Origin of the sequence: Acinetobacter sp. 22301 (assembly GCF_052045285.1) — a bacterium.
Lineage (GTDB): Bacteria > Pseudomonadota > Gammaproteobacteria > Pseudomonadales > Moraxellaceae > Acinetobacter > Acinetobacter pittii.
Map to the genome: position 1 here is coordinate 107,758 of NZ_JBQEOR010000004.1, position 21,156 is coordinate 128,913.

Annotated in this window: 24 protein-coding genes; 9 read left to right on the plus strand and 15 right to left on the minus strand. The window is 38.9% G+C overall.

Features of this window, described 5'->3' with window-relative positions; all coding sequences use genetic code 11:
• The first annotated feature begins 124 nt into the window (after positions 1 to 124).
• Positions 125 to 1,306 carry a maltoporin gene (locus ACTJJH_RS08710; RefSeq protein WP_130119498.1) on the plus strand — a complete coding sequence of 394 codons (1,182 nt, stop codon included), beginning with the start codon at positions 125 to 127 and terminating at the stop codon, positions 1,304 to 1,306.
• A gap of 88 nt (positions 1,307 to 1,394) precedes the next feature.
• Here the strand turns inward: ACTJJH_RS08710 and ACTJJH_RS08715 are convergent, their stop codons facing one another.
• Both ACTJJH_RS08715 and mutM read right to left on the minus strand, forming a co-directional pair.
• Positions 1,395 to 1,685, minus strand: a complete 291-nt coding sequence (locus ACTJJH_RS08715) for a peptidylprolyl isomerase (protein WP_002051379.1) — start codon at positions 1,683 to 1,685, stop codon at positions 1,395 to 1,397.
• A 19-nt stretch (positions 1,686 to 1,704) separates the two neighbouring features.
• Positions 1,705 to 2,529 carry a bifunctional DNA-formamidopyrimidine glycosylase/DNA-(apurinic or apyrimidinic site) lyase gene (mutM, locus tag ACTJJH_RS08720; protein ID WP_039762964.1) on the minus strand — a complete coding sequence of 275 codons (825 nt, stop codon included), beginning with the start codon at positions 2,527 to 2,529 and terminating at the stop codon, positions 1,705 to 1,707.
• Positions 2,530 to 2,604: 75 nt separating this feature from the next.
• Between mutM and ACTJJH_RS08725 the strand changes: the two genes are divergently transcribed.
• From ACTJJH_RS08725 to ACTJJH_RS08740, 4 genes are all read left to right on the plus strand, one after another.
• Positions 2,605 to 3,171, plus strand: coding sequence for a DNA-3-methyladenine glycosylase (locus ACTJJH_RS08725; protein ID WP_320124211.1), 567 nt, complete (start codon positions 2,605 to 2,607; stop codon positions 3,169 to 3,171).
• Positions 3,172 to 3,305: 134 nt separating this feature from the next.
• A complete protein-coding gene (locus tag ACTJJH_RS08730) occupies positions 3,306 to 5,435 on the plus strand; it encodes a TonB-dependent receptor family protein (protein ID WP_440601010.1) in 2,130 nt (709 codons plus the stop codon).
• A 9-nt stretch (positions 5,436 to 5,444) separates the two neighbouring features.
• A complete protein-coding gene (locus ACTJJH_RS08735) occupies positions 5,445 to 6,554 on the plus strand; it encodes an NADH:flavin oxidoreductase/NADH oxidase (protein ID WP_238516747.1) in 1,110 nt (369 codons plus the stop codon).
• 56 nt (positions 6,555 to 6,610) lie between these two features.
• The gene (locus ACTJJH_RS08740; protein ID WP_440601011.1) at positions 6,611 to 7,534 is read left to right on the plus strand and encodes an AEC family transporter; all 924 of its coding nucleotides are present in this window, start codon (positions 6,611 to 6,613) and stop codon (positions 7,532 to 7,534) included.
• 31 nt (positions 7,535 to 7,565) lie between these two features.
• On the opposite strand, the gene ACTJJH_RS08745 is transcribed toward ACTJJH_RS08740, so the two are convergent.
• The 4 genes from ACTJJH_RS08745 to ACTJJH_RS08760 form a co-directional block, all read right to left on the minus strand.
• Positions 7,566 to 8,390, minus strand: a complete 825-nt coding sequence (locus tag ACTJJH_RS08745; protein WP_440601012.1) for a tetratricopeptide repeat protein — start codon at positions 8,388 to 8,390, stop codon at positions 7,566 to 7,568.
• 184 nt (positions 8,391 to 8,574) lie between these two features.
• Positions 8,575 to 9,285 carry a DsbC family protein gene (locus tag ACTJJH_RS08750; RefSeq protein ID WP_014207575.1) on the minus strand — a complete coding sequence of 237 codons (711 nt, stop codon included), beginning with the start codon at positions 9,283 to 9,285 and terminating at the stop codon, positions 8,575 to 8,577.
• Positions 9,286 to 9,431: 146 nt separating this feature from the next.
• Positions 9,432 to 10,154: a CAF17-like 4Fe-4S cluster assembly/insertion protein YgfZ gene (ygfZ, locus tag ACTJJH_RS08755; protein WP_440601013.1), complete on the minus strand. Its 723-nt coding sequence runs from the start codon at positions 10,152 to 10,154 to the stop codon at positions 9,432 to 9,434.
• A gap of 59 nt (positions 10,155 to 10,213) precedes the next feature.
• Entirely contained in the window at positions 10,214 to 10,330 is a 117-nt protein-coding gene (locus ACTJJH_RS08760) for a hypothetical protein (protein WP_002116161.1), read from the minus strand.
• Positions 10,331 to 10,368: 38 nt separating this feature from the next.
• Here ACTJJH_RS08760 and ACTJJH_RS08765 point away from each other — a divergent pair, with 38 nt between their 5' ends.
• Positions 10,369 to 10,821, plus strand: a complete 453-nt coding sequence (locus ACTJJH_RS08765) for an SRPBCC family protein (protein ID WP_014207573.1) — start codon at positions 10,369 to 10,371, stop codon at positions 10,819 to 10,821.
• A 45-nt stretch (positions 10,822 to 10,866) separates the two neighbouring features.
• Here the strand turns inward: ACTJJH_RS08765 and ACTJJH_RS08770 are convergent, their stop codons facing one another.
• The 8 genes from ACTJJH_RS08770 to rutD all read right to left on the minus strand — a co-directional run bounded on the left by ACTJJH_RS08770 (position 10,867) and on the right by rutD (position 17,844).
• Positions 10,867 to 11,739 (minus strand): NAD(P)-dependent oxidoreductase, encoded by an 873-nt coding sequence (locus ACTJJH_RS08770; RefSeq protein WP_440601014.1) that lies wholly within the window; start codon positions 11,737 to 11,739, stop codon positions 10,867 to 10,869.
• A 15-nt stretch (positions 11,740 to 11,754) separates the two neighbouring features.
• Positions 11,755 to 13,107, minus strand: coding sequence for a pyrimidine utilization transport protein G (gene rutG / locus ACTJJH_RS08775; RefSeq protein ID WP_440601015.1), 1,353 nt, complete (start codon positions 13,105 to 13,107; stop codon positions 11,755 to 11,757).
• Between the two features lie 31 nt (positions 13,108 to 13,138).
• A complete protein-coding gene (rutF, locus tag ACTJJH_RS08780; protein ID WP_213689331.1) occupies positions 13,139 to 13,729 on the minus strand; it encodes an NADH-dependent FMN reductase RutF in 591 nt (196 codons plus the stop codon).
• A gap of 66 nt (positions 13,730 to 13,795) precedes the next feature.
• A complete protein-coding gene (gene rutC, locus ACTJJH_RS08785) occupies positions 13,796 to 14,179 on the minus strand; it encodes a pyrimidine utilization protein C (RefSeq protein WP_002116077.1) in 384 nt (127 codons plus the stop codon).
• Positions 14,180 to 14,225: 46 nt separating this feature from the next.
• Positions 14,226 to 14,978 (minus strand): pyrimidine utilization protein B, encoded by a 753-nt coding sequence (gene rutB / locus ACTJJH_RS08790; protein ID WP_068612103.1) that lies wholly within the window; start codon positions 14,976 to 14,978, stop codon positions 14,226 to 14,228.
• Entirely contained in the window at positions 14,975 to 16,093 is a 1,119-nt protein-coding gene (rutA, locus tag ACTJJH_RS08795) for a pyrimidine utilization protein A (protein WP_130173355.1), read from the minus strand. Before rutA ends, rutB begins: the two co-directional genes overlap by 4 nt.
• A 360-nt stretch (positions 16,094 to 16,453) precedes the next feature.
• On the minus strand, positions 16,454 to 17,041 hold the full coding sequence (locus tag ACTJJH_RS08800; RefSeq protein WP_372550686.1) for a malonic semialdehyde reductase: 588 nt from the start codon (positions 17,039 to 17,041) through the stop codon (positions 16,454 to 16,456).
• A complete protein-coding gene (rutD, locus tag ACTJJH_RS08805) occupies positions 17,038 to 17,844 on the minus strand; it encodes a pyrimidine utilization protein D (protein WP_440601016.1) in 807 nt (268 codons plus the stop codon). The genes ACTJJH_RS08800 and rutD overlap by 4 nt, the downstream gene beginning before the upstream one ends.
• A gap of 174 nt (positions 17,845 to 18,018) precedes the next feature.
• Here rutD and ACTJJH_RS08810 point away from each other — a divergent pair, with 174 nt between their 5' ends.
• The 3 genes from ACTJJH_RS08810 to ACTJJH_RS08820 all read left to right on the plus strand — a co-directional run bounded on the left by ACTJJH_RS08810 (position 18,019) and on the right by ACTJJH_RS08820 (position 19,362).
• On the plus strand, positions 18,019 to 18,369 hold the full coding sequence (locus ACTJJH_RS08810) for a DUF488 domain-containing protein (RefSeq protein ID WP_320124204.1): 351 nt from the start codon (positions 18,019 to 18,021) through the stop codon (positions 18,367 to 18,369).
• Between the two features lie 95 nt (positions 18,370 to 18,464).
• On the plus strand, positions 18,465 to 18,809 hold the full coding sequence (locus ACTJJH_RS08815) for a zinc ribbon domain-containing protein YjdM (protein WP_002116259.1): 345 nt from the start codon (positions 18,465 to 18,467) through the stop codon (positions 18,807 to 18,809).
• 211 nt (positions 18,810 to 19,020) lie between these two features.
• Positions 19,021 to 19,362 (plus strand): YegP family protein, encoded by a 342-nt coding sequence (locus tag ACTJJH_RS08820; protein ID WP_005064346.1) that lies wholly within the window; start codon positions 19,021 to 19,023, stop codon positions 19,360 to 19,362.
• A 52-nt stretch (positions 19,363 to 19,414) separates the two neighbouring features.
• Here the strand turns inward: ACTJJH_RS08820 and ACTJJH_RS08825 are convergent, their stop codons facing one another.
• Entirely contained in the window at positions 19,415 to 21,130 is a 1,716-nt protein-coding gene (locus ACTJJH_RS08825) for a proline--tRNA ligase (RefSeq protein WP_440601017.1), read from the minus strand.
• Positions 21,131 to 21,156 lie beyond the last annotated feature (26 nt).

Consider the following 21,156-nt stretch of genomic DNA (forward strand, 5'->3'; position numbering starts at 1 on the left):
TGTTTGAGCCTTTTCAAATCACACATAGTCTTCGTTTTCTTTCTAATAATCATTAGTCCTTTTATCCAACCTGGCTTGGAATATAAGTGAGTGTGGAAAACTCACACTTAAAAAGGAATTTTAAATGAAGAAGTCTCCTTGGATTATTGGAACTACGTTTTATGCCATATCGCAAATTACTTTCGCTACTGAAATTGGAGGATATGTACGTACAGGTATAGGAGTTACAGAGAGCGGGGAATTACAAGAATGTTTTCAGCTCACTGGCGCACCTTCAAAATACCGTCTTGGAAATGAATGTGAACAATATGCGGAGCTATTTGCCAAACAGAATCTTCTAAAATTGAATGATAATTCTGAGATTAGTATCAATGGAATGCTTCAATTTTATAACCAGTATGGTCAAAGTTTAAGTTTTAGTGGTGACGATGGCTATACGCGCTTAAATCAGATCTATCTAGATTGGAAAAATATTTCTTATTTAAATGGAGCAAATCTTTGGTTAGGCAGAAGGTTTTATAATCGAAATGATATTCATATGTCTGATTTATTCTATTGGAACCAAAGCGGAACAGGGTTCGGGATCGATAATTATAAAATTAAGGATCTGTCATTAAGCTATGTTTTTTCTAGAAAAGATAATCTATTTCAGAAAAAATATATTAATAGACATGACTTTACCATAAAAGACATTCAGCTAAATGGTACAAATAAACTGAATACAGGCTTATCTATTATTGATGCAGATCATACAGGTTGGGCCTTAACATTGCAGAATATAACTTCCGATGTCTTAAATGGTAAGAATACAGTTGCTTTGCAATATGGCGAAGGAGCAGGTATGGGGCTAAGTTATACTGGCAACCCTGAGTTGGACCGAGATAATTCTTCTTTAAGATTCATTGAAGTTTTAGATTGGGAATCTGAAAATAAAGTTTTCAATGGACAGGCTCAATTTATATATCAAAAAGATAAATTTAAGAATCAGAATGATAATGAATGGTTTTCGATAGGCTCCCGAATAGCTTATGTTGTACAAGACCATTTTAAAATATCGACCGAAATTGGCTATGACCAGATAGATAACAATGATCAAAATCGAAGCCTAACAAAATTGACTATTGCACCAACTTGGTCACTAAAAGGAACAGGATATTACGATAGGCCTGAACTTCGGTTGTATTACACCTATGCTTTTTGGAACAAGAATGAACAGAATTTGAGAGGCAATTTATATCCTGATAGTGATTTTTATAACACAGGACATGGGTCAAATTTTGGCATGCAACTAGAATATTGGTGGTAAATTTAAAAAATAAAAGAGGTCGGTAATGACCTCTTTTATTGAGTAACTGGGCTATTGTTTATGAATTTAAATTAACTTGTGAGGGGGCTTATCTTAAGCTCCCCATTCTGAATTTAACTTCTAAAAGATGATAGCCAAACTGACTTTTGATCGGACCTTGTAACACACGTTCAGCAGCTGTAAAAACAACTTTGTCGATGACGGGCACCAATTGCCCTTTTTTGACTTCACCAAGTTCACCACCACGTTTTGCCGAATTACAGGTAGAGTATTGCTTGGCAAGTTTGGCAAAGTCAGCGCCACTTTGAAGCTTCTTTTTTAGCTGCTCAGCTAAGTCTTTATCTTTGACTAAAATATGTCGGACAATTGCTGTTTGCATGTTGTCTTCCTCCAAAAAATTAAGGCTTTCTCAGCTTTTTAAGCGGTTGGCACTGTGGGCAAAATACGCTGGCACGCTGACCAAGTTTTAAGTTTTCTAATGTGGTTTCACAGTTAACACACATTTCTCCAGCACGACCATACGCGAGCAATGTTTGCTGAAAATAACCATTTTCTCCCATGGCATTGCTGTAGTCTCGTAATGTCGAGCCACCTAAATCAATTGCCGACTTTAAAATGCGCTTAATCTCGACAACAAGTTTCTCAATTTGTTGCATGCTTAAGTCACCAGCAGGCTGTGCTGGGTGAATACCAACATTAAACAAACTTTCAGTTGCATAAATATTGCCTACACCGACGACTACATGATTATCCATGAGTGCAATTTTTATGCCGACAGATTTATTTTTGAGTTTTGAAGCTAAATATTCCGCATCAAAGTCAGTACTTAAAGGTTCAGGCCCTAAAGTATCTATGAGTTTGCCTTGAGTCTCGGGATTAAGCCAAAGAATACAACCAAAACGGCGAGGGTCATGGTAACGTAATTGCTGATCTTCAAATTGAATAATCAGATGGTCATGCTTTCTCAGTTCGTCATTTGGTTCGGTTAGACGAAAGCTTCCTGACATGCCTAAATGCCAAAGCATTTGATCTTGTTCAAACTCTGCCAAAATATATTTTGAACGTCGATTTAACCCAATGAGACGTTGCCCAACAAGTTTCTGAACATCATCTGGTATAGGCCAGCGTAAGCTAGGATTGCGTACTTCAACACTTAGAACTTTTTGATTCAATAATGGAAATAAACTGGTTTTGGTGGTTTCGACTTCGGGTAACTCAGGCATGCCAACTCGCAGAATTAACAGATATACTGGATTAATCAAGTATAACGTGTGGTATGTAATATTTCAGAGATTACTATGTCAGATATTTTACCATTAAGCTGGTTTCAACGTGAAACCTCAGAAGTAGCTTATGATTTAATCGGCTGCGTATTGTGTAAGCGACAACCTGATAGCCAAGTGATCCGCTGTACAATTAGTGAAACTGAAGCTTATTTGGGCGTTCGTGATAAAGCTTGCCATAGTTACAATGACAAACGCACCGCTCGAACAGAGGTAATGTATTGCCCTGGTGGCACAATTTACGTCTATTTAATTTATGGCATGTATGAAATGCTCAATCTCATTACTCAGACAGAAGGTGTGCCTGAAGGGGTAATGATTCGTTCTGCATTTTTAAATAGTGCTTCAACTAAAAAAGACTATAAGCTTTTAGCTGGACCCGGCAAATTGACACGCTATTTAGGGATTGATCGGACTTTAAAAGGACAAACCTTGGGAGAGGAATCTGGACTATGGGTTGAAGCGGCATCAACGCAACCAGAAGTAGTTCTAACGCCACGGATTGGAATTGATTATGCCGAAGAAGCAAAACATTGGCCTGAACGATATTGCTGGAAAGATCATCCATCTTTGAGTCGATAATTTTAATCTGGAAATCAATTTTTAGATATTGATGAAGAGTGTTCCAGATTTACAACAATGCAGATCGAATTCAATATCCAGACAAGACACCGCTTTTTGTTATCATAACTACAATATAAATAAAGGAAATAAGCATGTCCTTATTACGCTTAGACCGACTGCATTACTGTATTTTGATGAGTATGGGCTGTATTTCTAGCCCACTTGTTTGGGCAGAAGATTTAACACAAGACGTAACTGTATTGCCAACATTACATGTGGAAGCAACCCGTACCGATACAACCTATTTGCAGACACCAGCTTCGGTTTTTCGGATAGATGCACCTCAAGTTGATACTTCTTCACAAGTAAATTTAACCGAAGTTGTGAAAGGTGTACCGAGTTTACAGATTCGTAATCGTGAAAATTATGCCCAAGATTTACAGCTCTCTATGCGTGGTTTTGGAGCACGTTCTACTTTTGGTGTCCGTGGTATTCGCCTTTATGTAGACGGTATTCCTGCAACAATGCCGGATGGACAAGGCCAAACGTCTAATATCGATTTAAGTAGTCTGGACCATGTTGAAGTTCTAACAGGACCTTTTTCTTCACTTTATGGAAACTCATCGGGTGGGACAATTTTAACTTCTACTAAAGAAGGGCAAGGCAAAGATTCAATTGAGCTGAGCTATTCGGGAGGCAGTCACGATAAAAGCCGAGCAGGGCTCGTGCTACAAGGTGGAGCAAAGGGTGCGAATGAACCAAGCTATGTTATTAGTTCATCGTATTTCGATACTGATGGTTACCGAGAACATAGCGGTGCAGAAAAAGTACTAAATAATGCAAAGCTCAGTTGGGATCTTGATGATGGTAGCAAAATCAACTGGATAACCAACTATGTCAAAATTCATGCAGACGACCCGCAGGGTTTAACGCATGACCAGTGGAATGCTAATCCAAAGCAACAAGTTCCATTTTTAAAGCAATTTAATGTCCGTAAAGATATTGAACAGACCCAAACAGGGGTGACATGGTCTAAGCCTATTAATGATAAAAATGAACTCTATGCCATGGCATATTTAGGTAATCGCCAAGTCACTCAATATCAATCTATACCTAAATCAACACAAGATGCCAGCATCAATCATGCAGGCGGGGTAATTGATTTTGAACGTGATTATTATGGTGCTGACTTCCGTTGGACGGGCAAAGAATTACTTCCAAATACTACTCTAAGTGTTGGTGTTGCATTAGATGCGATGGATGAAGATCGTAAAGGTTTTGAAAACTTTAATTTGGTAAATGGTCAACCTTCTTATGGTGTCAAAGGTAATTTGCGCCGTGATGAAGATAATACTTTATGGAATATCGATCCCTATTTACAAGCGTCATGGCAGTTCTTACCAACGTGGCGTTTAGATACAGGCGTACGCTATAGCAATGTCCATTACAAATCTAAAGATAACTATTTAAGTAATGGCGACGATAGTGGTAAGACTGATTACAGTAAAGTTTTGCCTTCGGCTGCTTTAAGCTGGCAAATTTTACCTGAACTGATGGCCTATGTGAGTTATGCCAAAGGATTTGAAACGCCAACTTTTACTGAAATGGCATATCGTCCAGATGGAGAAAGTGGTTTTAATTTTGATTTAACCGCATCCACAAGCGATACCTATGAAACAGGCTTAAAATCACAAAACCAATTAGGTGATTTTACTTTGGCAGTATTCCAGACTAAAACCAAAGATGACATCGTTTCTGCAGGTAACTCAAATGGCCGATCAACCTTCCGCAATGCAGATAAAACCTTACGTGAAGGCTTAGAGTTTGCATGGAATAAAAAGTTGTGGCGAGATTTAACAGCGACTGCTAGCTATACATATTTAGATGCAACTTTTGATGCTGATATTCCAGCTTTAGGAAGTATTGCTCAAATTCCATCGGGCAATGCCATTCCGGGAATTGCCAAAAACCAAGCTTACGCCTCTTTGGCTTGGCAGCCATCGCACGGGCTATATGGCGGGGTAGATGTACAGTATATGGATAAAGTATACGTGAATGATACCAACAGTGACGCAGCGCCAAGCTACAGTGTAACCTCAGCTAATGTGGGTTATGCATGGGTAATGGGCGACTGGGAAGTGAATAGCTTTGCTCGTGTTGATAACCTATTTGATAAAAACTATGCAGGTTCAGTGATCGTAAATGATGGTAATGGACGCTACTTTGAACCAGCGGATGGACGTAACTGGAGTGCAGGTTTACGTGTAATTAAGCAATTCTAGGAATTAAAAATGGCAAAATTATTTGAAACGGTTAACTTTGGTTCACTACAACTGGTTAATAGAATTGTAATTGCTCCGATGTGCCAATATTCGGCAACAGATGCCGGTGAAATTACCTATTGGCATGAACAGCAATGGGCAAATTATGCATTGTCTGGTGCGGGCCTTTGTATTGTAGAGGCGACTGCTGTACAACCTGAAGGTCGGATTAGCTATGCTGACCTTGGACTGTGGAATGATCAGCAACGTGACCAAATCAAAGCGTTGTTAGCTAAGGTTCATACACTTTCACCGATGCCATTTGGAATTCAGTTAGCACATGCAGGGCGTAAAGCATCTACTGAAAAGCCGTGGTTAGGCAAAGGCCAGATTGCAAAAGATCAGCCTCATGGTTGGCAAACGGTTGCTCCAAGTGAAAGTACCTTTTCGGTTCATGATGCAGCACCTCATGCTTTGACTATTGCTGAGATTAAACAAGTTCAGCAAGACTTTGCAGCAGCGGCAAAACGTGCTGTAGAAGCTGGATTTGAGTTGATTGAAGTTCATGCTGCGCATGGTTATTTACTACATCAATTCTTATCGCCAATTGCCAATCAGCGTACTGATGAATATGGTGGTTCTTTAGAAAACCGTATGCGTATGACTCTTGAGGTTCTTCAGGCAATTAAACTCGCTGTACCAGAAGGTTATCCTGTAGGTGTTAGGTTGTCTGCAACCGATTGGTTGGAGAGTATCGAGCATTGGGACGTTGAATCTACAGTGGGCTTATCAAAAGCTTTAGAGCAATTGGGCGCAGCCTATGTGCATGTGTCTAGTGGCGGTTTGCATGAGCATCAATCTATTACGATTGGGGCTGGTTACCAAGTTCCATTTGCTGAACAAGTTAAAAAGCATGTGTCTATTCCAGTCATTGCTGTAGGGCTAATTACTGAGCCAGAACATGCTGAACAAATTCTGGAAAACCAGCAAGCTGATGCTATTGGTCTTGCTCGTGCAATGTTATATGACCCAAGATGGCCTTGGCATGCAGCAGCGGCTTTAGGGGCAGAAGTTAAAATTGCGCCTCAGTATTTACGTTGCCAACCACATGGATTAAAGCAGCTTTTTAACTCTTTTTAATTGTATTGGGCAAAGTCATCTTTGCCCATTTTTCTTTCGCTAAGTGAGGACGGTCAGTGGTTTTTCAGGTTATTTTACCTATCTTGATATTGCTATTGATGGGCTATATATGTGTCCTCATCAAATTGGTAACACCTGAACAGATCAGGTCTCTTAGCGCATTTGTAATTAAAATTTCCTTACCGGCTTTTTTAATTCATTCTTTGGCAAATAAAAACTTACAAGACATTTGGCACCCCGCTTATTTTCTTGCTTATGGCGGAGGGTCCTTAATTTTATTTTTCTTGGCTTTTATTCTCTATCGAAAATATTTTAAAAATAGCTTAACTCATAGCGCCGTCATATCGATGGGGGCATCTATGTCGAATACTGGATTTATGGGAACAGCTATTTTAACTATGCTGATAGGTAATCATGCTGCGATCTATATTTCTTTAACACTCATCATTGAGAATTTATTGATTGTGGCGCTGATGCTGATTTTGGCTGAAGCTGGTTTACATCAACAGCAAAATCTTTTACCGCTTTTAAAACAGACATTTTTAAACTTACTTAAGAATCCTGTCATTATCGCTATTTTGGTTGGGATGGGGTGCATTCTTTTAGATGTTAATCTTCCTGCAACGCTTGACCAGTCTTTAGAGTTACTTGGGCGTACAGCTTCGCCTTTAGCCTTGTTTGCCATTGGCGGAAGTTTAGTAGGTATTGGAATAACAACGGTAAATATAGAAAGCGTTTTGTTGGCGACCTTTAAAGTTGTGCTAATGCCATCTGTTATTTTTGCACTTTTTTTAATAACTCCAAATGTAAGTCGTGAGATGCTTTACGCAGGAACATTAATTGCTGCCTTACCAATGCCGATTGCTTTTGGAATTTTTGGACAAGCCTATGGCTTAAATGAAAAAGCGTTAACACCGCTTATGATTAGTACAATTGTTGGTTTTATTGGGGTGAGCTGGCTTATTGCTCTGTGGTGGTAAAAGAAAAGCCCCATAAGGGGCTCATCATTTATTATTTTTTCGGTGCTGGCTGTGCGGGAGCATTTGCAGCCTGTTTGCTCTTTTCTGCAATAATCTTATCAACCGAAGCTAACGATTCTTTAGCGTTAGGCACATTTTGATTGGCAAGTTCAGTAAAGATCTTTTTAGCCTGCGGTAGGTTTTGCGGAATGATATTGCCATTCGCCATCATGGTTGCTAAAGCCATAGAAGCAGGTGCATAGCCTTTTTGTGCAATTGACTGTAAAGCTTCGATACCTTGGCGTTTCATTAAAGGATTTTTATTTTCAACACCTTGGCTAATGTCATAGAGTGCTTTGACCTGAATAGCAGGATAGTTACCTTTTCGAATTAAAGGCGCCAATTTTTGAAGGGCAATTTGATGTGACTGTGGTTTTTTTTGAGCAAATAAAATTGTCGCAATTTTCACAGTTGCATCATCAGAACCTTGAGCCGATGCCTTTTGAATATATTGACTGAATTTGTTGCTATCTTTCGCAACGCCCAATTCACCAGTCTCATAAATTTGTGCAAGGGTGTAACTCGCTTGGGCGTAACCTTTATTTGAAGCATCCTCATAATATTTTAGAGCTTTAGAAGAGTCTTTTGCTGTACCTTGGCCTATTTGAGTCATATAGGCTAAGTTATAAATAGCTTGGGCGTTACCTGATTGGGCTAAGCGTTGCATTTCTTGAAATGCAGCGGAGTAATTTTTTGCTGCGTAGAGTTGTTCAGCTTGTTTAAAAACATCGGTTTTAGCAGCAGTTGCTGTGTTATCAGCTGCAAAAATTGATGCACTTGAAAGGGTGATTAGGCTTGCGATTAGTAATTTCTTCATTTCTTTTTAACCTTTTACTTCGTAGCTACATCATTCCATTGATGCATGAAAGAGTTTCAATTTCTCATCATAAATATTGATTGATGAAAGTAAACAGCCGATTTGTATATAAAGCGCTGCACTTTGGGCAAATTGTGGAGAAAAAATACCCACTCACATTCATATAACGGAGTGGGTAATATTGTTATTTTGCAGTCTGGAGTAATGCTTCAATTTGTTTGGCATCACTTGGTACACCAGAGAGTCTTTGGCCATCTTGCAAGAACAGGGTAGGTGTTCCATCAATATTTAATTTTTGACCTAAAGCGATATTTTTCTGAATTGGGCTTGAACAACTTTTGCTATTAGTCGGCAATTTGCGATTAAGCATATAGTTTGTCCAAGCTTCTGCCGGATTTTTTGAACACCAGATTTGATTTGAAACTTTTTCAGCATTTGGATGCAAACTAGTAAGAGGATAAAGGAACACATATACGGTTACGTTATCAACCCCAACCATATTTTGTTCTAGGCGCTGGCAATATGGGCAATCTGGGTCACTAAAGACATAGAGCGTACGTTCGCCTTTACCTTTTACATATTTAATCGCCTGATTTAATGGCAAACTTTTAACGTCAATCTTGCCCAATTCGGCAATACGTTCTTCAGTCATGTTTTTTTGTTGTTTGATGTCGACTAAATTACCAACAAAAAAGTACTTCGCATCTTGATTAGTATAAACAATGCGGCCGCTTGTATAGACTTCATAAATGCCCTGTACAGGCGATTGATAAACACCTTTTACAGGCAAATCGGGATAATTCGTCTTAAGATTTTGTTCAAGTGTTTTAACATCAGCATGAGCAGAACCGAAAATAGCCAGACTCAACATGAGTGTAGCAAGTTTAGTTTTCATCTTTTTTCTCTTTAATTTCAACAGGGCTAATGATGGCATATAAAGCTTAAAAAATTGACGTTCTAATCTAATGAAATCATTAGTGTTTTGTATCTATAAAAAAGCCCACTAACTTAGCAGTGGGCAGTTTGAACTAATAAAAGTTATTAGTGTGGTCTTGCTACGTCGCCACTTAAAGCTTCTGGTAACTCAAGAACTTGAATCCCTAACTCTTGAAGAGCAGCAGGTTTAGCTACAACTAAAGCAAGATAGCCTTCATCATTTGCAATACTATTAACGACTTCTATATCGTTATTTAATTGAGCTGCTGAAGCAGGCGCTTCACCTGTACCCTGAACCAGATGTAACCAGTGTTTTGGTTTTGCTTTAAACCAAAGACGCGCCACAATTTCCTGGCCTAAGTAACAGCCCTTGTCGTAATTGACGCCTTCGCGTTGATGTAAACGCAATTCTTGTGGCTGGAATTCATGTTCAGTTGCCTGTGTAATCCACGCTTGACCAGTCATAATGGCTTGTTTTTGCCATTCTGAAATATCAGTTTCAGCAGTAGTGAACTCAGTTTGATGATTCACAACTTTTGGAAACACAGCACCTTGTTCACTTAAGGTCATTTTTGAAAAGGCACCATACTTTTTAATATGTTTGGCAAACTCTTCAGCTTGATCTTGAGTAACTACAATTTCAAAACTTTCAGGATTCATCTTCTTTAGCCATAAGCCAAAATGAATACGACCTTTAAGATCACAAATAGCTGTATAGCGAGTTTCATTTTCAGCTAAACGTTCAGTATCTACAGTAACTTGGCCTTGTAAAAACTTTTGTGCATCTACACCGTTTAAAGCATATGAGGAGAAAGCGAGCAGACTCATGATTAATCTCAAATTCAATATGTTTCTTTATGATTGCTGACTATTTTGCTCCATTTTTACTAAAAAATCAGCCATAGTTTTCGTAATTTGAGTTTGTCCTGAAGTTGGCTTTTTTGTTTAAAAAAACACCAAAAATATACGTTCGGATAAATCGGAAGGTTTAAGCTAATAGCCATAATTTCAATAATTTTAAGGAAATTAAAATAAGGAGAATATGATGGCAACAGGTACAGTGAAATTTCATCGCGTATTTAAGGCACCAGCCGAGCGAGTCTATCGTGCATTTTTAGATCCAGATGCTTTAGTCAAGTGGTTACCGCCCCACGGTTTTACTGCGAAAGTTCATAGTTTTGATGCAAATGTTGGTGGCTCATACAAAATGAGTTTTACCAATTTTTCAACAGGTTCAACCCATGCTTTTGGCGGAACATATGTGGAATTAGTTCCAAATGAACTAATTCGCTACAACGATCAATTCGATGATCCAAATTTACCTGGGACTATGCAGGTTACTATTACATTAAAAAGCGTATTGGTAGGTACAGAAGTGCATATTACGCAAGAAGGAATACCGGAAGTTATTCCTGTAGAAGCTTGTTATTTAGGGTGGCAAGAATCCCTATCTTTGCTTACCTTATTGATTGAAGCTGAAATTCCAGATCAATAAAGTCACTCTACTTTCTTATAAAAGAGTAGGTCGTATGACCTACTCTTAACATAGTTCTAATTGGTTTTGTTGTTCCAATAGCTTAACTATGGCTGAAAAATCAACTTGTTGTGCATCGGGTTTGGAAACCTGATTAAACTGTTGCTGAATAAGATTAAAAGCTGGGAGTTCCAAATTATTTTGAGTAACGAGATTTAGTGCAATTCCAATATCCTTTTGTAATAAATCTAATGCAAAAGTTTTTTCAAATTTGCGGTTTAAAACGCGTTGCATCATGATGTGTTCTGAAACATTACTTTTGCCGCTAGAGTGGTTAATGCAGTTCATTGCGGAGTGTAAATTTACGCCTTGGGATTTAAGGATACTTAATCCCTCTGCCAACGCCCAAAGATGTGTTGCCATTAATGTGTTATTGATGGCTTTTACTGCAAAGGCAGCACCACTTTCGCCGACATATTCAACTAAATTAGCAAAGGCTTGAATGATTGGTTTTGCTCTTTTAAAAGCAAACTCGTTACCTCCGACCATTACAGTGAGAGTTCCTCGTTCAGCCCCAATCGTTTGTCCTGAAACTGGTGCATCTAAATAATCAACTCCACTTAATTTGAGCTGTTGGCTGAGTTTTCTTGCAGTCTCTGGCACACCGCTAGTGCAATCCACCCAAATACAGCCTTGTTTTAGTTGAGAATTCGCAATTAAATTTTCTACATCTTGGCTAGTCGGTAGGCATGAAAAGATAATATCTGCTTGTAGAGCTTGTGTCAGGTCTACAGCCTCCGTACCAAAGGTTTGTTCATGTTGCTTTGCTTTAGCAAAAGTACGATTCCAAACATAGACTTGGCTACATACTTGGGTTAAATGGGAAGCCATGTGCCATCCCATTGCACCTAAACCGATAAATGAAACACTTTGAATCAAGGAGTTTCTCCAGAATTAGAGATGTGGGACAGAATTAAGCGGTTCTACTGATTTTTCAATAGATTGACTTTCAGATTTTTCCGTTCTGTTGAGTAATAGGTTAAGCACAATTGCTGCAAGTGTCGCAGTTCCAATACCCCCTAGGTCAAATGGCCCAATATGTAGACTTAAATTACCAGCACCCATAATCAGGCTGACTGCTGCAATAATTAAAGTACTATTTTTGGTGAAATCAACTTTGTTATCGATCCAAATTTTTGCTCCAGCCACAGTAATTAAACCAAAGACAACAATGGATGCACCGCCTAATAAAGCGACAGGGATGGTACTAATGATTGCTCCAAATTTAGGAGATAGACCGAGTAGAATTGCAAATAGTCCCGCAACCACAAAAATAGTCGTTGAATAGACTTTAGTTACAGCCATTACTCCAATATTTTCAGCATAAGTCGTCATCCCTGTACCACCAACAGAAGCTGATAAACTTGTACAGATACCATCTGCAAAAAAAGCACGCCCCATATATGGCGATAAATTACGTTCTGTCATGGCAGAAACCGCTTTAAAATGTCCCAAGTTTTCAGCGACTAAAATAAGCGCAACAGGTGCAATCAATAAAATAGCTTTGGCATTAAAAACAGGTGAGTGAAAAGTTGGTAGGCCAAACCATGCAGCTTGACTGATCGCATTAAAATCGATGGGTTTGCCTAACCCAAAGATATTGGTGAGTATAAAATAAATAAAATAAGCACTGATAAGTCCGATGAGTAATAGAAGGCGGCGAATCATACCTCTTGTAAAAACAGCAACGGCACTAATGCATAAAATGGTAATGACTGCCATCCACGTGTCAAAGCTATTTGTCGAAACACTTTTAATTGTTACAGGTGCAAGGTTTAAACCAATAATCATGACAATTGCACCAGTGACCACGGGTGGCATGAGTTTTTCAATCCATGCAGTTCCAGTTTTCATGACAATTAAACCGATGCATGCATAAATCAAACCGCAAATGATTGTACCGCCCAGCGCCACAGCTAAATTTGGATTTGATCCAACTCCTGCATAGCCTGTCGCTGCTGCGACTGCGCCAATAAAGGCGAAGCTTGATCCGAGATAGCTAGGCATACGCCCACCTGTAAGTAAAAAGAACAAGATAGTGCCAATACCAGTAATAAAAATGGTGAGGTTCGGATCAAAGCCCATGAGTAACGGGGCTAAAACAGTTGCTCCGAACATCGCAAAAGCATGTTGTAACCCCAAAACAATACTTTTACCGGGAGGAAGATATTCATCAATTTGTACGGGAGTTTCTAAATTACCGGTGTGCGGCTTAAATTTAGGAAACCAAGATTCTTGTGTTCGCATAACAGATCCTCTTTTTCATTTTTTATCTGCATTAGCATGCTGTTTGTAATTCGCAATAATTGCGGTTGAAGTACATAAGTGCATTAAGCCCACTTTGGTGTTTCATTGCTTTGACCGAACAAAACAAGACATCATGACTACCGATACTCATGCTTTGTACAATTTCACAATCAAATGACACCAAGGCCTCATTCAAAATCGGAGAACCAGTGATTAGCTTGCTCCATTCCCCATGAGCAAAGCGTTCTGGCATTGGTGTTTTTCCGCCGAATATTGTAGATAGGGTACTTTGATGGGCAGCTAAAGTATTGACACAAAGCACCTCGTTTTGTTTAAAAGTATTAAAAACTGATGCTGAGCGGTTGAGACAAACCAATAGTGTCGGTGGTGTATCGGTTACGCTACATACTGCGGATGCTGTAAAACCAGCCTGTCCCGCAGGTCCATCTGTCGTGATGACATTCACTGCTGCTCCAAGATTTGCCATGCCTTGCCTAAAAGTATGCTGATCTACTTCTAAGTGTGTTGAGCATGTTTGAGTCTGCTGAATAGCAGATGGAGTTAAAACCTGTTTCTCTTCTCTTTTTTGCATGATTGCTCTCCAACCCCAATGCATGATCATTACAATGAATCGAGGCTAAAACATCACATCAGTTATGATGCAGAAGGTTTTTGTCAGTGACATCGTTTATCCCACATGGGCAATCGATGCTATTTCAATTAAGGCATCGGGTTTCACCAAGCCGCACTGGATACAAAAGCGAGCAGGTTTGTCACCCGGAAAATATTCGGCATATACCGTATTCACTGCGGTATAGTCCGCCCAATCTTTAATGAAAATGGAATTGAACGTTACGTCATCCATGGTGCCACCTGCTGTTTCAATCACTTTTTTGATTGTTTCTAAAATATGGCGAGTCTGTCCTGCTGCATCACCAATACAAACCACATTATTATTTTCATCAAAAGCCAATGTGCCTGAGACATACACAATATTGTCCGCTTTGGTTGCAGGAACATAGGGTGCAAGGGGTGCCGATGTTCCTTCAGGGATAACAACTTGTTTAGACATAAAATGCTCCAAATCAAAAAATTTTAGATAAAATTAAATGTATGAATTAGGCAGATTGCTGTAGCAATGTTGATGCCGAACTAAAGGTTTCAATGAAACTATTGGTGTCAGATACCCAGCCAAAAAAAGTTTTAATGTTATATAGCGCTGCGTCGTGAGCCTCTTGAGGTCCGGCTTGATAGCAAGCATCTTTAAGTGCAACACCGAAATATTCCAAAAAGAAACCATCACGTAAGGTCGACTCGACACAGACATTGGTGGCAATACCTACAAAGACCAAATTACGAATGCCACGAGCACGTAAAATGCTGTCGAGCGCGGTGTTAAAGAAACCGCTATAACGTGGCTTTTCAATAATGATGTCTTGTGGAAGTGGTTGTAACTCATCAATTAAAGCAAAGTCCCAACCACCTTTAGATAAAAGTTGGCCTTGTAACTCAGGCTGTTTACGCATGGTTTTTAAAGCATTGGATTTATGAAAATTTGGTGAACCTAAACCACCAGCTTCGACGTAGTTTTTATCCCAACCATTTTGAAAATAGATGACCTGAATCCCTGCACTATGTGCAGCATCGATCGCCTTTTTAATATTTTCGACTACAGGCTTAGTCTTTGAGACATCAAAACCTGCTAAATCTAAATACCCACCTAAAGAGGTGTAAGCATTTTGCATATCAATGACAACAAGCGCAGTTTGTTCTGCTGCTAGTTGAATATGTTCAGGTTCGGCCTTTAATACTTTGCCTGTACCAATCTGTGCGGTGAATTCTGCACATACAATATTAGACATTTCATTCATGCGCTTTTCTCCAAAACAGTTGGTTCGGCTTGCTTTGTCAGTTCGGTAACGACACTTTCACGACATTTCATGAGCGGTTGAATGCGTTGACCAAAATCTTCTACGCCTTGTACAAAGTCATCAAAGGTCAACAAAATTCCCTCTGTCCCTTTAATCTCGGAAATTTGATCAAGCATTTTTGCGACATTTTTAAAAGAGCCAACAATGGTGCCCATATTGATATTGACGGGAGAAACGCTAGAGGCCATGTGGCGAATATTGGTGTCAGTCCCAGACACTTTATCTTTTGCACCTTGGTCTTGTAGCCAACGAATAGCTTCCATGTCTGCACCATCGTTATAGTGTTGCCACTTCTGCATTGCGGCTTCATCTGTTTCGGCAGCAATTACCATAAACAACACATAGGTTTGTACATTGCGTCCAGTTTTGTCGGTTTGAACCTTTAAGCGATCATTAATTTCGGCATAGGCTGTCGGTGTGTTTAAACCTTTTCCGAAAACAAAGTTGTAGTCAGCATATTTTGCGGAAAAAGCTAAACCAGCATCAGACTGTCCTGCACAGATAATTTTCATATCAGCTTGAGGCTGTGGTTTGACCTGACAATCATTCATCTGGAAGAACTCGCCTTTTAGGTCTGACTTCCCAGTTGCCCAAAGTTCACGTAAAACTTCGACATATTCAGATAAGTAATCATAGCGTTTAGCAAAATATTCATCGCCGGGCCACATACCCATTTGGGAATATTCGGGCATTTGCCATCCGGTCACGACGTTTAGTCCAAAGCGACCGTTGGAAATCGAATCTATGGTCGATGCCATACGTGCCACGATTGCAGGAGGCATGACTAGTGTTGCAGCGGTTGCATAAATTTGGATTTTACTGGTGACAGCAGCGAGACCTGCCATGAGGGTAAATGTTTCAAGGTTATAGTCCCAAAACTCAGTTTTTCCGCCAAAACCACGCAACTTAATCATGGAAAGGGCAAAGTCAAAACCGTAGTGTTCAGCACGCTGTACAATTTGTTTGTTTAATTCAAAGGTAGGTTTATATTGCGGTGCATTTTCTGAAAGCAGCCAGCCATTATTTCCAATTGGACAAAAAACGCCGATCTTCATCTTGATTCCCCATCGTGAGTTTAGGAAGTCGAACTGAAAGCTATAAACGATATAATTTTCAGTGTTTGGTTGTATTTTTAATAATGCATAGCTCATGCCAAATTTAATATTTTTATATTTATCAATATATTGAATTTATTGTTTGGTATAATTTTTATCAAATGGTAAAAAGTAATGCGATTGTGCACCAAGGAGGAACTATCTTGCTTCATTGTGCATCATTTGATCAATTTTACTTTTGGAGTGTGTATGACATCCAATGTTTTAAAACAGCAGAATAAAAAAAAGGCGACATTGAAGTCGCCGTGTACAACTAAGGTATTTCTCTTTTGAGATTGAAGAGGGGGTTATGTACTTAACTCATTCTACCCGACAAGCCTCTTCAAAATTTAAACGGGGAAGGCGAGTATAAACTTTTTGAGGGTCGCCATAGCCGATGTTAATGATGATATTAATATGATGATTTGTGCCTGCAAAAAATAGCTCATCAACTTGTTTTGCATCAAAACCAGACATTGGACCCGTATCTAAACCTAAACTACGACATGCCATAATTAAATATGCAGCTTGTAATGAACTATTACGAAAAGCAGTTTCATGTGCTACGGCTTCACTTGATGTAAACCATGATTTTGCATCGGCATAAGGAAATAGTTCTGGCAGTTTGTCATAAAATCTTGCATCGGTTGCAACCAAAACAGTGACAGGAGCTGTCATCGTCTTTTCTACATTGCCAGACGACAATGCTGGCTTGAGTTTTTGTTTAGCTTCAGGTGTTGTTAAAAAGACAAAACGAGCAGGATTACAGTTGGCAGAAGTCGGCGCCATTTTGACCAGATCATAAATTTGTTGAATTTGCTCAGTGCTGACCGCTTTATCTAACCACGTGCTGTGGGTTCTAGCTTCTAAAAAGAGTTGATCTAAAATATTTAATGTTTTTGCATTCATGATAAGGCCTTAATGTTATGGAAAAATTGAATGAAAGTTTGATTTAGTCGTTGAGATTCGGTCACTGTGGAAGCATGGGCACCAGAGGGTAAAATGCAAAGTTGACCATGACCAAGTTTGGTAAAAAGATCTTGTGATTTATGTGCTGGAACTAAAAAATCATCTTGATTGGCAACGATATGAATTGCAGTGTCTTGCAATGCTTGTAAGTGCTCTGCTTGTAATTGAAAATGCATTAATGCCTTGAGTCGTGCAAATACATTTGTCTTGGGCGGAAAACCTTGAAGTTGAATATCTTCAGTACTTTTAATGTGGCTATGATTCTGAGAAATCCATGCTGGAGGATACAAAAATAATGCCTGTGCACGTACATAGGCTTCAGCACCCGCAGAGGCTAACAATGCGATACGGGCATCAAAACATTTTTGCGTATGAGCATCTAGCTCATCCCACGCATTAATCAGTGTCAGGCTGAGCATGGTAATTGAGCTAGATTGTAGTTGCTTTGCGAGTTCCATTCCGATGATACCACCCAAAGCATGCCCGATCATATGGAATTCATGAATTTGAAGATGTTCTAATAAATGTAGTACTTGATTGGCCATGTCACACATATGGTAATGTGAAGGTAATAAAGCACTGTCTTGATGACAGCCTTCTTGGTCATAAGTCACAATGTTGAAATGCGTACTCAACGATTCAAGTTGTGGGCTCCAAAAACTAGCATGACCACCTAACCCAGATGAGAAAATCAAATAAGGGGCATCTTTTTGAGATGAACACGGATAAATATAATATTTCATTTTTTACCATTTGATAAAATAATGAAAAATTCAAAAGCAATTTATATGCCTGAATTAATCAGTAATGGCAAATTGAGACAATATTTAGCGCAAAAGATTTAGATTGTAGAGGAAGGCAAATCAATGTGATGATTAAGCCAATGATATTTAGATTAAGCTGAGTAGGTGTCAGAAATGGATATACATATTAAAAGAATTTATGAAAATGCTGAGCCTAGTGATGGAAAACGAATTTTGGTTGACCGTTTATGGAGTAGGGGAATTAGTAAGGAGAATGCCCACTTGGATTTGTGGCTAAAAGAAATAGCACCATCGACCAAACTTAGAAAATGGTTTCATGCTGCAACACCAGATCATTGGCACGAGTTTAAACAGCGCTATTTAAAAGAGCTTGAGACCAATTCCGCAGTTGAAGAGCTACAACACATCGCAGCAAAACATACAGTTACGCTTTTATATTCAGCAAAAGATGTTGAAAATAACCATGCAATTATTTTGAAAGAATATTTATTAAGTAAAACTTAAAATAAATATATAAATTTTTTTTTGGTAAAAGTCTCTTATTTAAAACTTTAAAAAATGAGTCATATCTCGCATAATATACTTTTTGAGATTTTTTCATGTCTTTGCCAAACTGCCCAAAATGCCAATCAGAATATACTTACCAAGATGGCGACTTATTGATTTGTCCTGAATGTTCACATGAGTGGAAAGAAGGAGAAGCATCAGCAACTGAAGAACAAGAAATTATTAAAGATGCAAATGGAAATGTCTTGGCAGATGGTGATAGCGTCACTGTAATTAAAGACTTAAAAATTAAAGGTTCATCTTCAGTCGTTAAAGTAGGGACAAAGGTAAAAACGATTCGTTTAGTTCCAGATGCAAGTGATGGCCACAATATTGATTGCAAAATTGATGGTATTGGTCAGATGAAACTAAAATCTGAATTTGTAAAAAAAGCTTAAACTGTTAATTATTATTACATTTCAGCAGAGATATATGTCTATATCTCTGCTTTTTAATTTCCTAACATCATTATAATTTTATTACGAAAAAGTATAAAAAATGGGCTGTTCAAGGGATATTTACGCCTTTATATTGTCATTAATAACAAATAACTTTCGTCCAGAATAATAACGAAAGTCATACCCACACCAACAAAAAAATGAGGTTTTTATGGCAGGATGGTACGAAATTTCACAAGCGAGTGATGGTCAATATCGTTTTATTTTGAAGGCAGGAAATGGTGAACCTATTTTAAATAGTGAGCTATATAAGGCAAAGGCTTCTGCTGTAAATGGTATTGAGTCAATTCAAAAAAACAGTGGTGATGACGCCCGATATGAGCGTTTAACTGCAAAGAATGGGAAACCTTATTTCAATTTAAAAGCTGCAAATCATCAAATTATTGGCACGAGTCAGTTCTATGCGAGTGAAGCTTCACGAGATAAAGGAATTGAGTCGGTTAAAAACAATGGTTCATCAACGACTGTTAAGGACTTAACGGTTCAGGCATAAAATTGAGTTTAAAAAAGCAGCTTCGAAAAGCTGCTTTTTATTTATGTATTTATTAACGCGCTAACTTAGCTAAAAGCTCTTCTTTAGTTAAATTGCTCGCTTCAGCATCGCGGCGGCCTTTATATTCAAAAGTACCAGCATCAAGACCTTTTTCACCAATCACAATACGGTGTGGAATACCCATTAACTCAAGGTCAGAGAATTTAACGCCTGGGCGTTCATTACGATCATCAAGTAACACATCAAAACCTTGAGCTTGAAGTTCTGCATAAAGGGATTCTGCTGCTTCAAGAGTACGTGGTGATTTGTGCGCATTCATTGGAACAATTGCAATTTCAAATGGTGCAATGGCTTGAGGCCAGATAATACCTTTGTCATCGTAGTTTTGTTCAATTGCAGCTGCAACAACACGTGTTACACCAATACCGTAGCATCCCATAGTTACTGTAAATGGTTTGCCATCTTCACCTAAAACTTTACAGCCTAAAGCTTCAGAGTATTTAGTACCAAGCTGGAAAATATGACCTACTTCAATACCGCGTTTAATTTGTAGGGTGCCTTTGCCATCTGGAGATGGATCGCCTTCAACCACATTACGTAAGTCAAAAACTTCGCTAATTTGCGCATCACGTTCCCAGTTTACGCCAACCGCATGTTTGTCAGCTTCATTTGCTCCAGCAATGAAGTCAGAAAGAACAGATGCAGCACGGTCAACAATTACAGTTAAGCCTTTTTCGACTAAACCTTGTGGACCAGTAAAGCCAGCAGTTAAACCAAATGCTTGAAGTTGTTCTTCAGTTGCAAAAGTAAGAGGCGCAGCAACTAACGGATGCTTCTCAGCTTTAATCTCATTAAGTTCGTGGTCACCACGTACAAATAGAGCAACAACAGGAACATTACCTTTTTCGTCTGCAATGCCTTGAACCAATAATGCTTTAACAGATTGCTTTGGATCAGCATTTAAGAATTGGCATACATCATCAATCGTTTTTTGGTTTGGCGTTTCAACCAATTTAAATTCTTGTGTCGGTGCTGCGCGTTCACCCACCAAAACAGCCTCAGCCATTTCAACGTTTGCTGCATAATCAGATTCAGTTGAAAATGCGATGTCATCTTCACCACTAGCCGCCAATACGTGGAATTCGTGTGAAGCTGAACCACCAATAGAACCTGTATCTGCTTGAACTGGACGGAAATCCAAACCTAAGCGAGTGAAAATACGGCTATAAGTGTCGTACATCACATCATAAGTTTCTTGTAATGATTCTTGAGTTGCATGGAAAGAATAAGCATCTTTCATGATGAACTCGCGTGAACGCATTACACCAAAACGTGGACGGATTTCATCACGGAATTTAGTTTGAATTTGATAGAAATTTACAGGAAGCTGCTTATAACTTTTTAATTCGTTACGCGCCATATCTGTAATAACTTCTTCATGCGTTGGCCCAAGTACAAATGGGTTCGTATGACGATCTTTAAAACGTAATAACTCAGGGCCATATTGTTCATATCGACCTGATTCTTCCCAAAGACTTGCGGGTTGAGTCACGGGCATGAATACTTCCATTGCGCCTGAACGGTTCATTTCTTCACGAACAATCGCATCTACTTTTTTAAGCACACGTGTTCCCATCGGCAGCCATGTATATAAACCAGATGCCAATTTACGAATCATCCCCGCACGTAACATGAGCTGGTGTGAAATCACTTCAGCATCATTTGGGGTTTCTCTCAACGTTGCAAATAAAAAGCGGCTTGCGCGCATGGAAAAAGTCCTAAAAGTTAAGCGTT

Excerpts from the sequence above, each read along its gene's own strand:
- ACTJJH_RS08710 (WP_130119498.1), top strand. The coding sequence starts at position 125 with ATGAAGAAGTCTCCTTGGATTATTGGAACTACGTTTTATGCCATATCG.
- ACTJJH_RS08715 (WP_002051379.1), bottom strand. The coding sequence starts at position 1,685 with ATGCAAACAGCAATTGTCCGACATATTTTAGTCAAAGATAAAGACTTA.
- mutM (WP_039762964.1), bottom strand. The coding sequence starts at position 2,529 with ATGCCTGAGTTACCCGAAGTCGAAACCACCAAAACCAGTTTATTTCCA.
- ACTJJH_RS08725 (WP_320124211.1), top strand. The coding sequence starts at position 2,605 with ATGTCAGATATTTTACCATTAAGCTGGTTTCAACGTGAAACCTCAGAA.
- ACTJJH_RS08730 (WP_440601010.1), top strand. The coding sequence starts at position 3,306 with ATGTCCTTATTACGCTTAGACCGACTGCATTACTGTATTTTGATGAGT.
- ACTJJH_RS08735 (WP_238516747.1), top strand. The coding sequence starts at position 5,445 with ATGGCAAAATTATTTGAAACGGTTAACTTTGGTTCACTACAACTGGTT.
- ACTJJH_RS08745 (WP_440601012.1), bottom strand. The coding sequence starts at position 8,390 with ATGAAGAAATTACTAATCGCAAGCCTAATCACCCTTTCAAGTGCATCA.
- ACTJJH_RS08750 (WP_014207575.1), bottom strand. The coding sequence starts at position 9,285 with ATGAAAACTAAACTTGCTACACTCATGTTGAGTCTGGCTATTTTCGGT.
- ygfZ (WP_440601013.1), bottom strand. The coding sequence starts at position 10,154 with ATGAGTCTGCTCGCTTTCTCCTCATATGCTTTAAACGGTGTAGATGCA.
- ACTJJH_RS08760 (WP_002116161.1), bottom strand. The coding sequence starts at position 10,330 with ATGGCTATTAGCTTAAACCTTCCGATTTATCCGAACGTATATTTTTGG.
- ACTJJH_RS08765 (WP_014207573.1), top strand. The coding sequence starts at position 10,369 with ATGATGGCAACAGGTACAGTGAAATTTCATCGCGTATTTAAGGCACCA.
- rutG (WP_440601015.1), bottom strand. The coding sequence starts at position 13,107 with ATGCGAACACAAGAATCTTGGTTTCCTAAATTTAAGCCGCACACCGGT.
- rutF (WP_213689331.1), bottom strand. The coding sequence starts at position 13,729 with ATGATCATGCATTGGGGTTGGAGAGCAATCATGCAAAAAAGAGAAGAG.
- rutC (WP_002116077.1), bottom strand. The coding sequence starts at position 14,179 with ATGTCTAAACAAGTTGTTATCCCTGAAGGAACATCGGCACCCCTTGCA.
- rutB (WP_068612103.1), bottom strand. The coding sequence starts at position 14,978 with ATGAATGAAATGTCTAATATTGTATGTGCAGAATTCACCGCACAGATT.
- rutA (WP_130173355.1), bottom strand. The coding sequence starts at position 16,093 with ATGAAGATCGGCGTTTTTTGTCCAATTGGAAATAATGGCTGGCTGCTT.
- ACTJJH_RS08800 (WP_372550686.1), bottom strand. The coding sequence starts at position 17,041 with ATGAATGCAAAAACATTAAATATTTTAGATCAACTCTTTTTAGAAGCT.
- rutD (WP_440601016.1), bottom strand. The coding sequence starts at position 17,844 with ATGAAATATTATATTTATCCGTGTTCATCTCAAAAAGATGCCCCTTAT.
- ACTJJH_RS08810 (WP_320124204.1), top strand. The coding sequence starts at position 18,019 with ATGGATATACATATTAAAAGAATTTATGAAAATGCTGAGCCTAGTGAT.
- ACTJJH_RS08815 (WP_002116259.1), top strand. The coding sequence starts at position 18,465 with ATGTCTTTGCCAAACTGCCCAAAATGCCAATCAGAATATACTTACCAA.
- ACTJJH_RS08820 (WP_005064346.1), top strand. The coding sequence starts at position 19,021 with ATGGCAGGATGGTACGAAATTTCACAAGCGAGTGATGGTCAATATCGT.
- ACTJJH_RS08825 (WP_440601017.1), bottom strand. The coding sequence starts at position 21,130 with ATGCGCGCAAGCCGCTTTTTATTTGCAACGTTGAGAGAAACCCCAAAT.